Here is a 12,634-nt window from a genome sequence, read left to right as displayed (position 1 = left end):
AGTAAATTCTAACGACGTCATATAACCTGGCAGGTTCGGACACAATGAAATTCTTAAGACTTATCGCTTTCGCTGCAATCATTTTCAGCCAGGGAACGGAGGCAGTGGCCGCACCCGGCATCGCTGACATTGCAATCATCAAGGACAGTGGCTTTGTTGACTTGGATCTGACGATGACTGATGCCAAGGCAAGCTTCTCAACCGCCCTGACCGCCCATGCCGCAGGCATGATAGATGGAGAATTGGCTGGTTTCGCAATCGACATTTTGCCGACCTGGAAACAACAGAGTAATGGCAATAGAGTTTATTCGACATCCTGGGGCGGCATACGATTACGCAGCCTGGGAAAAGAGAGCGATAGATTCCTCGCCCTTCTGGCGCGTCTTTACGGCATTCAGGCGAATGATTTCCCTATGGCGCAGAAAATCGAATTCCAGGCGGTTAGCCTGCAGGGCGATCCCGCTTTACCTGACAACGGCCCGGTAAAGATGAAGCTTTTTTTTGAAGGAAAGACTGAGGCGGCCTATGCAGAGGTTTATGTCAATATCGACCTGAAGAAGGGACGGCTGGAATTCCATGAAAAGGATCCTGGATATCGTGATGCGCTAATTGACGCGTTGCGCCAAGGGTCTTGACTACCGGACGGACTTCAGGAAATGCCGGAGGATATTTTTGTCTGACGCAAACAGCCCGGCGTCTCCCGACTACCCTCCCTTTAATCTGTTCCTTCTCAGGATATTTAGTGCAAATGTGACGTGCAGGCAAAAACATACTGCACCGACGCTTGGCGAAATTTTCTTATTTCAGACGAGGATCAAAGCATGATGTCCTCAATTCCATACAAGCTGCAAACAATTTGATATTTATCAAGGAATGATAACCACGCTCCGTACTACGCTCATCGATTATTCATTCCACTTGAAAAATCAATGGCAACCGAGCTCTTCAATAATGGCCAGCATGTCTGCGTCATGTTTTCCGACCTGGTCGAAGAAGATGAAGGAGAAGTCGTCCAGACCAACCAGTTCTTCATCTACGACCACGGCCAAGGCGCCCTGATCGACCCCGGCGGCCAGATGACCTACAACGAGCTGTTCATCGCGCTGAGCCGCTTCTTCCCCCCGAAGGAGTTGAAATACATCCTGGCCTCGCATGCCGACCCCGACATCGTCGCCTCGGTCGGCCGTTGGCTGACTGGCTCGGAATGCCAGGTGGTCATCTCCAAACTCTGGTCGCGTTTCATTCCGCATTTTTGCCCGGCGGGGAAAACCGCCGGCCGCATCATTTCCATCCCGGACGACGGCTTCCGCATCCAGATCGGCCAGAGCGAGGTGCTGGCGCTGCCGGCGCACTTCCTTCATTCCGAAGGAAATTTCCAGTTCTACGATCCGGTCAGCAAAATCCTGTTCTCGGGCGACCTGGGGGCGTCGATGGTCAGCAATACCGATGCGGCACAGCCGGTGAGCGATTTCTCGGCCCACCTGCGCAGCATGCAATCGTTCCACCGGCGTTATATGAGCGGTAACCGCGCCTGCCGCCTGTGGGCGGCGATGGTGAGGCAGCTGGATATCCAGTGTATCGTGCCTCAGCACGGCTGCATGTTCAAGGGGCCGGAAATGGTGGCCCGTTTCATCGACTGGGTCGAGCATCTGGAATGCGGCATCGATTTGCTGAGCGAGCAGCACTACAGCTTGCCCAGGAACTGGCTGTTGCCGGAGTAAGGCCGGGTCCGGCATTTCCTTTCCCGGCGGGCCAGCCTTGCCTTGCGGCTGAACAGAAAAATTCGCCGCGGCGACGCTCAAGGCGATGATTTTGGCAGTTCGACAGCATTGCCCGTTGCTAGCGGCCGCACATAGGTCAGCAGACTCAGCAGCATCTTCCCGGGCTCTTCGAACTGCACAAGATGCGAGGAGTGCTCGAACCAGATTCCCTTCTTGTAGGGCGCATCCACTTTCTTCAGCCATTCCTCGGTCGGCTGGGATGGCGTAGTGTAGTCGTGCTGCCCCATGAACATGATGACCGGTATCGGGAATTTGACTACGGGCTTGAGATCGACTTCGAGAAACTCCGGCAGCACGGCGCCCAGCGTCAGCATATTGCCCTGGTCGATGGCTGCGGTCGCTTTCTGGTCGTATTCCGGCGACAGTAGCGGCGCATTGAAGTAGTAGCCGAAATCACTCCGGTAAGCCGCCAGGCCGCCGTAGTACTGCGCCCATTTACGCGCAATGATGATGCGTTCGCGGGTGATCGGCTGGGCGCCTGGATAGGGAGCGATGGCTTCCATTTCCTTCACGGCGGCCTGATTACCCTCTTTCCGCGCCTGCGCCAGGCCGAATTCGAAGCTGATGCGCTCGTTCTCGCGCACGTTGATCGCCTGGCCGATGCCGACATAGGCGTAGAACAGGTCGGGCCGCGCCAGGGCGGCTTTCATGCCGACGATGGTGCCCCAGCTGTGGCCGGCCAGGATCACCTTTTTCTTTCCATATTTTTTGCTGACGTATTGGGCGATGTCGATGGCGTCGTTCACGTACTGGTCTATGTGCAGGCTGTCGCGCACCTTGTCCGGATCGGTTTCGAGATAGGATTTGCCGGAGGCGCGCTGGTCGTAATTGACGACGGTGAAGTATTCCTCGAGCGGGCGCTGGTACATCCACATCGTAGGCGCGCTGGGCGATGCCGGGCCGCCGTGGATGAAAAGAATGATGGGATTGTCGCGGTCCTGCCCCCGCACATACAGCCATTGGTCGACACCGCCGATCTTCACTTTGTAGTTCTCTTGCACGCCCTGGGGATTAACGATCTTTCCGAGGTCGGCGACGACTTCCCGACCGTCTGGTTCCTTGCCCATGCTGCCGGCGGCGGCTGTCGCCAGGATTAGAAATGGTATCAATAATTTTGCGATTTTTTTCCCAAACATGTTCATAGTCCCTGTCGCTCCAGATTGGTGGTCAATGGTATTTTTTCGGGTCATGTCGTTTCCGTAGTGCCTGCAGCACCGCTAACAGACTAAGCGGCATGGTAAATAGGAGATCAGTGACGGTCAATCGGCGCTATTCCAGCCTGCTGTTTTCCGTGGATGGACTGCTTGGTGAGGCGACGGATTGCATTTTTGACGGCGCTCGAAAGCGATCTCGGCGGGGAGGATCACACAATGTATCCATGACGGCCCGCAGCGTATCAGGTTGCAATAAGGCCGGATATAGAACTGCAACCCATCTTGTCCATCAGCACATACGAAAACCTTGCAAACGGGAGGCGTTCATATAGACGAGGCATGTACTCCGTGGCCCGCTAAGTGGGGTCAGAGTGAAATTTCTGCAAAAAGCGCGCAGAAAATTCACTCTGACCCCAGTTAGCTGCGTGTGTTAAGCGCGACGAAAAACCGGGTTACGGTTTTGATATTTATATAGCCAGCCTCTCATCGTCGCCTATTCGCTATCCGGCTTCGCCAAAGTTTCCAGCAAGCGCGTAGTGAGATAAAGCCGCGGCGCCACGCTATCGAGGTCAGCCCATTCATCGGACGAGTGGATACGGTCGCCGACGATGCCCATGCCATCCAGCACCACCGGCTTGCCGCTCTTGGGGTTGTAGGCGAAACCGGCGTCGGTGCCGTAGCGCATGCCGACCGGGACGATGGACTTGCCCAGTTCCTTGTAGATCTTGTCGGCCACGGCGGCCAGGTGATCGCTGGCCGGGTTCTTGCTGAACGGCGGCCGGCCGTATTCGACCTTGACGCTGACCTCGGTTCCGGGGATGAGTTTCTTTTGCACGATCTTGTCGGCATCGGCCTGGACGCGGGCGATTTCGCTCAGGTCGGACATGCGCATGTCGGCGATGGCGCTGGCCTTGTCTGGAATGATGTTGGCCCTGTCGCCGGCCTGTATGACGGTCCAGCTGACGGTAGTGCCTTTCGCAGGATCGCCCAGGTCCTTCAATTGCACGATCTGGTTGGAGATTTCGATGGCGGCGTTGCGGCCTTTTTCCGGCGCCGATCCGGCGTGCGAGGCCAGGCCTTTGACGCTCAGGTTGACGTGGGCGATGCCGTTGGTGGAGACAGTCACGCGCTCGGCTTCAGGCGGTTCATAGATCAGCACGTAGTCCTGGTCGGCGGACAGCTTGCGTATCATTTCCCGTGAACCCGCGGAGCCCTTTTCTTCATCCGGGTTGAACAGCACGGTGAGGGTCTTGTAGCCATCGATGCCGCGCTCGCGCGCCAGGTCGACCGCATACAGCACGATCAGGGCGCCGCCCTTGGCGTCGGCGACGCCGGGACCGAAGGCCTTGTTGGCCTCGACCCTGAACGGTCGTTTGGCGGCCTCGCCCACGCCGAACACGGTGTCAAAGTGAATCATCAGCATGATGTTTTTCGTGCCCTTGCCTTGCAGCGTGCCGAGCACCATTTTGCCGGCCGAGGGCGGTGCGGCGACGATCTCGACCTTGGCGCCGAGATCCTTGAGGCGCTGTGCAAGGAAAGTCTCGACCTGGCCCAGGCCCTTGGCGTCATCGGTGCCGGAATCGATATTCACCAGGGTGGCGAGATCGCGCACGAATTCCGGCTTCTTCTTGTTGGCAGCGGTCATCAGCGCATCGTCTGCTTGCGCGAAACCGGTCGAGCAGATAAAGCATGAAGCTGCCGCCAGCAATGTGAGCATTGCATTTTTTCTCATGGTGTCTCCTATATTATTTTATTGATGCTATCGAAAATGCTATAGCCCGCCCGGCGAAAGGCCGCGCCAGTCGCGAGCGCACAGAGGCGCTAACCCATGCCGCGTCCGCCGTCTTTGGCCGTGGCCATCTCGAACAGGTCGAATACGTCTTCGTAGAGGAAGGATTTTTTTACCGGCTGGGCGTATTCTGCCGGACTGCCGTAGGCGAGGATTTTTTGTTCGCAGTCGTGCTTGGTTCTGGCAATGATGGCGTCGGTCTTGTCGCCTTCCAGGTTTGCGGCCACCCAATATGTCAGCTTCATAGTCTCCCCTGCTTCGGTTCAAATTTTGCCTTGCTGCCGACACGTTGCCAATTCACGGCCGCACGCAGACATGAAATCGCGCTTGCGCCTTACAGTGACATATTTTCCGGGATTTGTCTTTGACGCTTATTGCCCGAGCCTGAAATTCCTGGCTACTCACTGTACCTGGTAAGCCTTCATGCTTTCCGACCAGCGCAAGGTCTGGCGCCACTTGCCGCCCTGTTCGCGCAACTGGAGATCATGGAAGCCATGGCTCATGCCTGGCAGGACACTGAGCGCGTTGCTGCCGTAGTAAACGTCGTGGCTGCGGGTGCCATCCTTGTGCCAGTCGCCGGCAATCATCTTGTTGAACAGCATAGGCTGGGCCAACACCACGCGCAACGACGTGCCGTCGATGTGGAACAGATACAAAGCTTCGAACGAGGCGCCGCCGCCGGCATAGCCTTCGAACCATCCGGCCCGCACGCCGAAGGCATAGTCGCCGCCGCGCAGCAGGTAGGGGGCGAGATCGAAGCGTTGCCAGTTGTCCGGCAGGCCGGTTGCCGGCCCCTTGCCATCCTCCGAGCCTATGGCTTGAGGCGCGTCAATGTTGGTCGAGCCCCAGTCGGTAGGCACAGCGACGGCTTCCTCGGTTCTAGCAATCAGGCGCGGCGTCCCCTCGCTACTGCGTTCGAAGACGCCGAACCGGATTTCATTGTCCTGGCCGTCGCGGAAACCGTCGCAGGAAGATACCGGATTTTGCAAGGCCTGCTCCGCATGTGCGGGTGAAGCCGCCAGGCATACCACCGCTACATACCAGCCCGGCCGCTGCGGCCACGGTTTGGCGCCGGCCAGCACCACGCGCGCCGGGTCGCTCCCAGGCGCAAGCTGCGCCGCCAGCAGGCTCTTGCTAAAGCCCAGTGGCAATTGCACACCGAATCCGTCCGGCAAGGGCGCGCCGCTCATTTCACGGTCGAAGGCGGCACGGACATCGCGGTTCTTGATCGCGCCGCGTACCTTGTCAATGGAATACACGGTGGTGTCGGCATTGGCATGCGCCAGCGGCAGCAGGGAGATGGCGGCACACAGCAACAGGTGTTTGAAGTGGGAATTCATAGGTATGAGATATCGGCTCCAATAGTGACGAGCGCCATTCTATCAGTTCGATACTTGACCAAAAGCGGGGCGGCTCTGGCAACAAACCATATGCCCTCCCCGCCTGAAACCTGTGTTTACACCGCTTGCCGCCGCAACGTCAGCAACAGCGAACCAAAGGTAATGAAAGCGGCGCCGACGAAGCGGCTGAGCCATTTCGCGAACAAGGGCTTGAGCAGCACACCGCGGGCGCGCGAGGCAATGAAGGCGTAGCTCAGGTGGGTGCTGTAGGAGATTGTCATGAAGATCGCCATCAGGATCAGGAACTGCGGCAGCAAGGCGGCCTTCGGGCTGATGAACTGCGGGAACAGCGCAGTGAAAAACAGCACGGCCTTGGGATTGGTTGCCGCGGTCAAGAAGGCTTCGCGATACAGCTTGCGGCGCTGCGGCGGGATTTCATCCTGCCCACTTCCCGCCTCGACTGCAAGCACCGTGCCGCGGCCGATCAGGTGGCGTACACCGATATAGAACAGGTAGCAGGCGCCGATCAGCTTGACGACACCGAACACCAGGGCCGATGACTTGAGCAAGACGCCGAGGCCGAGTATCGCTGCGGTGGACAGGCAGAACACGCCCGAGATATTGCCCAGGCCGGACCACATCACCGAACGCGGGCCGTAAGTGGCGCCGTTGCGCAGGCTGAGCAGGATGGACGGTCCTGGGCTCAGGATGGACAGGGCTGCCATCGCGGTGAAGGTGAGGATAGTCTGGGTATTCATCGCTCGGGCTTTCGGGTTTGGGCTGAAGCAAACGGCATTTGCGGATACGGTCAGTGCGTGCTTGACGGGTGCCTTGCGCGCCGACATGCAAGGCTATCACGATCTTGCCCAGCGCGTCGGGTTCGGGTCCACAAACTGGCCCGGCGGTTTCAGCATCACTGTACTGTGGCGCCGCGACGCCAGGCTGCAATGGCTGCGAGTTTGAAACCATCGAGCCTTAATTTCCCACTCAGCGGCTGGAACGGGTGCTGACATCCACCCACACCGCCAGCATCAGGATGCCGCCCTTGACGATCATCTGCCAGTAAGTGTCGACATCCAGCATCGACATGCCATTGTCCAGGCTGGCCATTACCAGCGCGCCGATCAGCGCACCATACACCGTGCCGTAGCCGCCGCGCATGGAGGTGCCGCCGATGAAGCAGGCGGCGATGGCGTCCAGTTCGCCCATGTTGCCGGCGGAGGGCGAACCGGCCGCCAGCCGCGCGGTGTTGACCAAGCCGGCCAGCGCGCACATCACGCCCATGATGCCGAATACCCACAGCTTGACTGCCTGCACGTTGACGCCCGACAGCCTGGTAGCTTCCATATTGCTGCCGACCGAATAGATGCGGCGGCCGAACACGGTTTGCGTGGTGATGTAGCTGAACAGGCCGAGCAGGGCCAGCAGCAGCAATACCGGCACCGGAATGCCGTCGTAAGTGTTGAGGGTACGCACGAAAGCCAGCAGCACCGCGCCGATCAACAACACACGCACGGAGTCACGCCATAAGGACGGCACCGGCAAGCCGTGCAGCCGGCGGTTGCGGCGCTGCCGCCAGCTCAGCACCAGCGCCAGAAAAAACAGGCCGATTCCAAGCACGATGCCGAACTGTGGCGGCAGATAGCCTTGTCCCAGGTACACCAGGTCGCTGGAGACCGGGGCGATGGTGAGGCCGCCGGTAACACCCAGCAGTATCCCGCGGAACGCCAGCATGCCGCCCAGGCCAACAATGAACGAAGGAATCCGCATATAGGCGGTGAGATAGCCGTTGAACAAACCCAGCGCCAGGCCCATCAGCAGCACCAGCAGCAGGTTGAGCGGCAGCGGCAGATGATGCGTGACGTTCAGCACGGCGGCGACGCCGCCCAGCAAGCCGAGCATGGAACCGACCGAGAGATCGATCTCGCCGGCGATAATCACCAGCACCATGCCGCAGGCGAGGATGCCGGTGATCGACATCTGGCGCAGCAGATTGGACAGGTTGCGCGGCGTGACGAAGCCGCCTTCGGTTTTCCAGCTGAAGAAGGCCCAGATCAGGGCGATGGCGATCAGCAAGGCCATGATCTTGTACTGCCGGAACAATTGCTTGAGGTTGATGCTGCTCATAGTGATTCCTGATAATTGCCGGCAGCTGCGGCCGGCTGTGATATCGGCTGTACTACCCGCTGTGATATCAGAGACTGCGACGACTGGTCGATGGCGGCGGCCAGCACGGTTTCCTGGCTCAGATCCTGGTTGATGAAATTACCGCGCAGCTTGCCTTCGCCGATCACCAGCACGCGGTCGGAGACGCCCAGCACTTCGGCCAGCTCGGACGACACCATGATGATCGCCACGCCCTGCCGCGCCAGCTCCGCCATCAGCCGGTAGATCTCGGCCTTGGCGCCGACGTCGACGCCGCGCGTCGGCTCGTCCAGGATCAGTACCTTGGGCCGCGCCAGCAGCATTTTCGCCAGCACTGCTTTTTGCTGGTTGCCGCCGGAGAGGCTGGTGATGGGCAGGAAGGGACTCGCCGTCTTCAGCTGCAAGCGGGTGATTTCACCCTGGATGGTTTTCAGCTCGGCTTCGGCGTCGATGCGGCTGCGGCGGGAAAAATCCTGGAGCACGGTCAGCGTGATGTTCTGGCCGACGTTCAGGTCCGGCACGATGCCATGCTGCTTGCGGTCTTCCGGCACCATGCACAGGCCCATCCGTATCGATTTCAGCGGCGTGCCGCTATCTACCTTGACCTTGACGCCCTCCAGCCAGACCTCGCCTTCGCTACGGCCGGGATAGGCGCCGAACAGCGCCGACACCAGCTCGGTGCGGCCGGCGCCGACCAGCCCGGCGATGCCAAGGATTTCACCGCGCCGCAGGGTGAAGGAAATATCGTCTACCCGCTTGCGCGCGGGATTGTCAGCGTCGTAACAAGTAACGTTGCGCGCTTCAAACATTACTTCACCGATGTCATGCTCCTGGTCCGGAAACATGGCGGTGATTTCGCGCCCCACCATCTGGGTGATGATCTGGTCGACATCCATTTCGTGCATGGGGGTGGTGGCGATGTGTTTGCCGTCGCGGATTACCGCCACGGTGTCGCACACGGCGGCCACTTCATCCAGCTTGTGCGAGATGTAGACGCAGGCTACGCCCTTGGCCTTGAGGTCGCGGATGATATCCAGCAGCACCGCAATCTCGGACGCCGTCAGCGATGAAGACGGTTCGTCCAGGATCAGCAGTTTGGCCTGCTTGTTGAGCGCCTTGGCGATTTCCACCAGTTGCTGATGGCCGCCACCGTATTGCATGACCGGCAGCGCCACATTGATGTCTGGCATTTTCAGTTCGCGCATCAGCTCGGCGGCGCGCCGGTACATGGCGGGATAGTTCATGCGGCCGCCCGGCAGCGTGATTTCATGGCCCATGAAAATGTTTTCCGCCACCGACAGCTGCTGCACCAGCATCAGCTCCTGGTGGATGATGATGATGCCTGCCGCTTCCGTATCGCGCATCGATTGCGACTGCAAAGGCTGGCCCTGCCACAGGATTTCCCCCTGCCAGCTGCCGCGCTGATAGACGCCGGACAGGACTTTCATCAATGTCGATTTGCCGGCGCCGTTTTCGCCGCACAGGCCAAGGCATTCGCCGGCCCTGACCTTGATGTCTATGCCGTCGAGTGCGCGGACGCCGCCGAAATCCTTGACGATGCCCTGCATTTCCAGCAGATAGTCGGACATGTTCGTTCTCGCAATAATTGCATGGACGGACGGCGCGCAATATGAGGCCGGCCGCAGGTCATTCGCATTGTCAGTTAATGCGGCTGCGTAAGTAATCAAGCGTAATCAATTTTAAAAATCCGTCATCTCCGCGAACGCGGGAATCCATGTTAAACGCAAGATGGATCCCCGCGTTCGCGGGGACGACGTAGTTGGTAAGCTCGCAGATTTTTAAAACAATTACGTCGCATTACTTCGCACTATTTGCTGCTGATCTGCGCCTCGGTGTAGAAGCCGTCGTTCACCAGGATATTGACGTTGGCGCTGGTGAGCGTGGTCGGCTTGAGCAGGATGGTGTCGACCTTCTTGGCGCCGTTTTCGTACTGAGCGTTGTAGGCCGGTTTTTCATTGCGCGCCAGCTGCACCGACAGCTTGGCCGCTTCCGCTGCGATCAGCTTGAGCGGCTTGTACACCGTCATGGCCTGTGTGCCGGCGATCACCCGCTTGACTGCCGCCAGGTCGGCATCCTGCCCGGAGACCGGCACCTTACCGGCCATCTTTTGCGATGCCAGCGCCTGGATCGCGCCGCCGGCGGTGCCGTCGTTGGAGGCGACGATGGCGTCGATCTTGTTATTGTTGGCGGTCAGCGCGTTTTCGACGATGGACAGCGCTTCGGTCGCGCTCCAGTCCTTGACCCACTGCTGGCCGACGATCTTGATATCGCCCTTGTCGATAGACGGCTTGAGCACCTTCATCTGGCCTTCGCGCAGCATCTTGGCGTTGTTGTCGGTAGGCGAACCGCCCAGCAGATAGTAATTGCCCTTGGGTTGAGCCTTGAGCACGCCTTCGGCCTGCATCTCGCCGACTTTTTCATTATCGAAGGAGATGTAGGCGTCGATGTCGGCATTCAGGATCAGGCGGTCATAGGACACCACCTTGATGCCGGCCTTCTTTGCTTCCTTGATGGTATTGCTGAGCACGGTGGCGTTGAACGGCACGATGACGATGACGTCGACGCCGCGTGAGATCAGGTTCTCGATCTGGGAAATCTGCCGCTGCTCGCTGGCGTCGGCCGACTGCACGAAGACCTTGGCGCCCAGCTTGTCGGCGGCGGCGATGAAGAAATCGCGGTCGCGCGCCCAGCGCTCCACCCGCAGGTCATCGATGGAAAAGCCGATCTTGGGATTCTTGGCATCGGCCATGGCGGCCGAACTGGTGAGCGCGAATACGGCTACCGACATCATCGCCAACAGGCTCTTTTTCAGGATCTGGTTCATTGCTTGGTCTCCTATCATGCGTTTTAATTAACTTCGTTTGACTGCTCTTGATCGCTCTTGATCGTTCATGCTGCTGAAAACACGGGTACTAACTGCTGGTACAACAACGCGAATTTCTTGCGGCGCTGCGCATACTGCACGCGCCGCTTGGGATCAGGCTGATAGGTGGCAATCAGCGGCGGCACCGGACAGATTTCGCTCAGGGATGCCTGGTCGCCGCTGCTGCCGGCGACGCCGATACGAGCCAGCCGCGCCGCGCCCAGCGCCGGACCGACGTCGCCGCCCTGCCGCCGCACCAGCCGGCGGCCGCTGATATCGGCCAGCATCTGCGCCCAGAAGGCGCTGCGCGAACCGCCGCCGATGAGGGTGATTTCGTCGGCGGCGATGCCGCAGCTGTCGACAGCGTCCATGCCGTCGCACAGGCCGAAGCCGACGCCTTCCAGGGTCGCCAGCGCCAGCTCGGCGCGGGTGGTGCCGGCGCGCATACCGAAAAACACACCTTGCGCATCGGGATTGTTATGCGGCGTGCGCTCGCCGTTGAGGTAAGGCAGGAACAGCGGTGCGTCAGCCGCGATACCGTCCAATGCAGCGCCGTACCGCCCGGCATCGGCCAGCAGCGCGGCGACATCCGCATAGCCGCACAGCTGCGCGGTGAAGTCGAGACAGCTTGCCGCCGACAGCATCACCGACATCAGATGCCAGGTCGCCGGCAAGGCATGGCAGAAACTGTGCACGGCGCGCTCCGGATTTGCATGAAAGCCATCGCTGGCGGCGAAGTACACGCCTGAAGTCCCGAGCGACAGCATGGCTTGCCCGGGACGGACGATGCCAACGCCGATCGCGCCGGCGGCGTTGTCGCCGGCGCCGGCCACCACGGGTATCTGCTTCAGCCCCCAGCGCTGCGCCAGCCCGGCCTTCAGCGTGCCGGTGATATGCGTACCTTCGTGCAGCAGCGGCATGTGCGCGCGGCTCAGGCCCGTGGCCTGCAGCAGTTCATCGCTCCAGTCACGCCTGGCGACATCCAGCCACATGGTGCCAGCGGCGTCCGACATATCGCTGGCGTAGTCGCCGGTAAGCTGGTAGCGCAGCCAGTCTTTGGGCAGCAGTACCTTGGCCACCTGCCCGAATACTTCAGGCTCATGGCGCGCCAGCCACAGCAGCTTGGGCGCAGTGAAACCTGGCATCATCAGGTTGCCGGTAATTTCCCGCGAGGTGGGTACGCGCCGTTCCAGCTCGGCGCATTCGGCAAACGAACGGCCGTCGTTCCACAAGATCGCCGGCCACAATACCTCGCCCCTGTCGTCCAGCACGGTGGCGCCGTGCATCTGGCCGGTGAGGCCGATGGCTTCGATGGCGCTGATGGCAATCCCCATCTCCTTTGTTGTTTGCAGCAAGTCCAGCAGCGCCTGTTCGCAGGCCTGCCACCAGGCGGCAGGATCCTGTTCGCGCCACAGTACGTTGTGCGGCGCCTGCGGCAACAGCGACAGCGGCTGGCTGGCGCTAGCCAGCACCTGGTCGCGGCGATCCAGCAGGATCGCCTTGACGCCGGAGGTGCCCAGATCTATGCCGATAAACATGCT

Annotated in this window: 11 protein-coding genes; 2 read left to right on the top strand and 9 right to left on the bottom strand. The window is 59.9% G+C overall.

Annotated elements, in window-relative coordinates; all coding sequences use genetic code 11:
- Positions 1-44: 44 nt before the first annotated feature.
- Both BCF11_RS17945 and BCF11_RS17940 read left to right on the top strand, forming a co-directional pair.
- On the top strand, positions 45-635 hold the full coding sequence (locus BCF11_RS17945) for a hypothetical protein (RefSeq protein ID WP_098495951.1): 591 nt from the start codon (positions 45-47) through the stop codon (positions 633-635).
- 294 nt (positions 636-929) lie between these two features.
- Positions 930-1,721 (top strand): MBL fold metallo-hydrolase, encoded by a 792-nt coding sequence (locus BCF11_RS17940; RefSeq protein ID WP_098495950.1) that lies wholly within the window; start codon positions 930-932, stop codon positions 1,719-1,721.
- A 77-nt stretch (positions 1,722-1,798) separates the two neighbouring features.
- On the opposite strand, the gene BCF11_RS17935 is transcribed toward BCF11_RS17940, so the two are convergent.
- The 9 genes from BCF11_RS17935 to xylB form a co-directional block, all read right to left on the bottom strand.
- The gene (locus BCF11_RS17935; RefSeq protein WP_233212528.1) at positions 1,799-2,890 is read right to left on the bottom strand and encodes an alpha/beta fold hydrolase; all 1,092 of its coding nucleotides are present in this window, start codon (positions 2,888-2,890) and stop codon (positions 1,799-1,801) included.
- Positions 2,891-3,428: 538 nt separating this feature from the next.
- Positions 3,429-4,667, bottom strand: coding sequence for a glutamate carboxypeptidase (locus BCF11_RS17930; protein ID WP_098495948.1), 1,239 nt, complete (start codon positions 4,665-4,667; stop codon positions 3,429-3,431).
- 89 nt (positions 4,668-4,756) lie between these two features.
- Positions 4,757-4,969, bottom strand: a complete 213-nt coding sequence (locus tag BCF11_RS17925; protein ID WP_098495947.1) for a hypothetical protein — start codon at positions 4,967-4,969, stop codon at positions 4,757-4,759.
- A gap of 156 nt (positions 4,970-5,125) precedes the next feature.
- The gene (locus BCF11_RS17920; protein ID WP_233212527.1) at positions 5,126-6,064 is read right to left on the bottom strand and encodes a hypothetical protein; all 939 of its coding nucleotides are present in this window, start codon (positions 6,062-6,064) and stop codon (positions 5,126-5,128) included.
- A gap of 116 nt (positions 6,065-6,180) precedes the next feature.
- On the bottom strand, positions 6,181-6,822 hold the full coding sequence (locus BCF11_RS17915; RefSeq protein ID WP_098495946.1) for a LysE family translocator: 642 nt from the start codon (positions 6,820-6,822) through the stop codon (positions 6,181-6,183).
- A 229-nt stretch (positions 6,823-7,051) separates the two neighbouring features.
- Entirely contained in the window at positions 7,052-8,191 is a 1,140-nt protein-coding gene (locus tag BCF11_RS17910; protein WP_098495945.1) for a sugar ABC transporter permease, read from the bottom strand.
- Positions 8,188-9,798, bottom strand: coding sequence for a D-xylose ABC transporter ATP-binding protein (xylG, locus tag BCF11_RS17905; protein WP_098495944.1), 1,611 nt, complete (start codon positions 9,796-9,798; stop codon positions 8,188-8,190). The genes BCF11_RS17910 and xylG overlap by 4 nt, the downstream gene beginning before the upstream one ends.
- Positions 9,799-10,037: 239 nt before the next feature.
- Positions 10,038-11,054 (bottom strand): D-xylose ABC transporter substrate-binding protein, encoded by a 1,017-nt coding sequence (gene xylF / locus BCF11_RS17900; RefSeq protein WP_098495943.1) that lies wholly within the window; start codon positions 11,052-11,054, stop codon positions 10,038-10,040.
- A 65-nt stretch (positions 11,055-11,119) separates the two neighbouring features.
- Complete coding sequence (xylB, locus tag BCF11_RS17895; RefSeq protein ID WP_098495942.1) at positions 11,120-12,631, bottom strand: xylulokinase; 1,512 nt, start codon at positions 12,629-12,631, stop codon at positions 11,120-11,122.
- Between the last annotated feature and the right edge of the window lie 3 nt (positions 12,632-12,634).

It is taken from the genome of Collimonas sp. PA-H2 (genome assembly GCF_002564105.1).
Lineage (GTDB): Bacteria > Pseudomonadota > Gammaproteobacteria > Burkholderiales > Burkholderiaceae_D > Collimonas.
This window is presented reverse-complemented; position numbering and strand designations above follow the sequence as displayed.

Bases quoted from the DNA above. Each gene is read 5' to 3' on its own strand.
- BCF11_RS17915 (WP_098495946.1), bottom strand. From the start codon at position 6,822: ATGAATACCCAGACTATCCTCACCTTCACCGCGATGGCAGCCCTGTCC.
- BCF11_RS17940 (WP_098495950.1), top strand. From the start codon at position 930: ATGGCAACCGAGCTCTTCAATAATGGCCAGCATGTCTGCGTCATGTTT.
- BCF11_RS17945 (WP_098495951.1), top strand. From the start codon at position 45: ATGAAATTCTTAAGACTTATCGCTTTCGCTGCAATCATTTTCAGCCAG.
- BCF11_RS17920 (WP_233212527.1), bottom strand. From the start codon at position 6,064: ATGAATTCCCACTTCAAACACCTGTTGCTGTGTGCCGCCATCTCCCTG.
- BCF11_RS17910 (WP_098495945.1), bottom strand. From the start codon at position 8,191: ATGAGCAGCATCAACCTCAAGCAATTGTTCCGGCAGTACAAGATCATG.
- xylF (WP_098495943.1), bottom strand. From the start codon at position 11,054: ATGAACCAGATCCTGAAAAAGAGCCTGTTGGCGATGATGTCGGTAGCC.
- xylG (WP_098495944.1), bottom strand. From the start codon at position 9,798: ATGTCCGACTATCTGCTGGAAATGCAGGGCATCGTCAAGGATTTCGGC.
- xylB (WP_098495942.1), bottom strand. From the start codon at position 12,631: ATGTTTATCGGCATAGATCTGGGCACCTCCGGCGTCAAGGCGATCCTG.
- BCF11_RS17925 (WP_098495947.1), bottom strand. From the start codon at position 4,969: ATGAAGCTGACATATTGGGTGGCCGCAAACCTGGAAGGCGACAAGACC.
- BCF11_RS17930 (WP_098495948.1), bottom strand. From the start codon at position 4,667: ATGAGAAAAAATGCAATGCTCACATTGCTGGCGGCAGCTTCATGCTTT.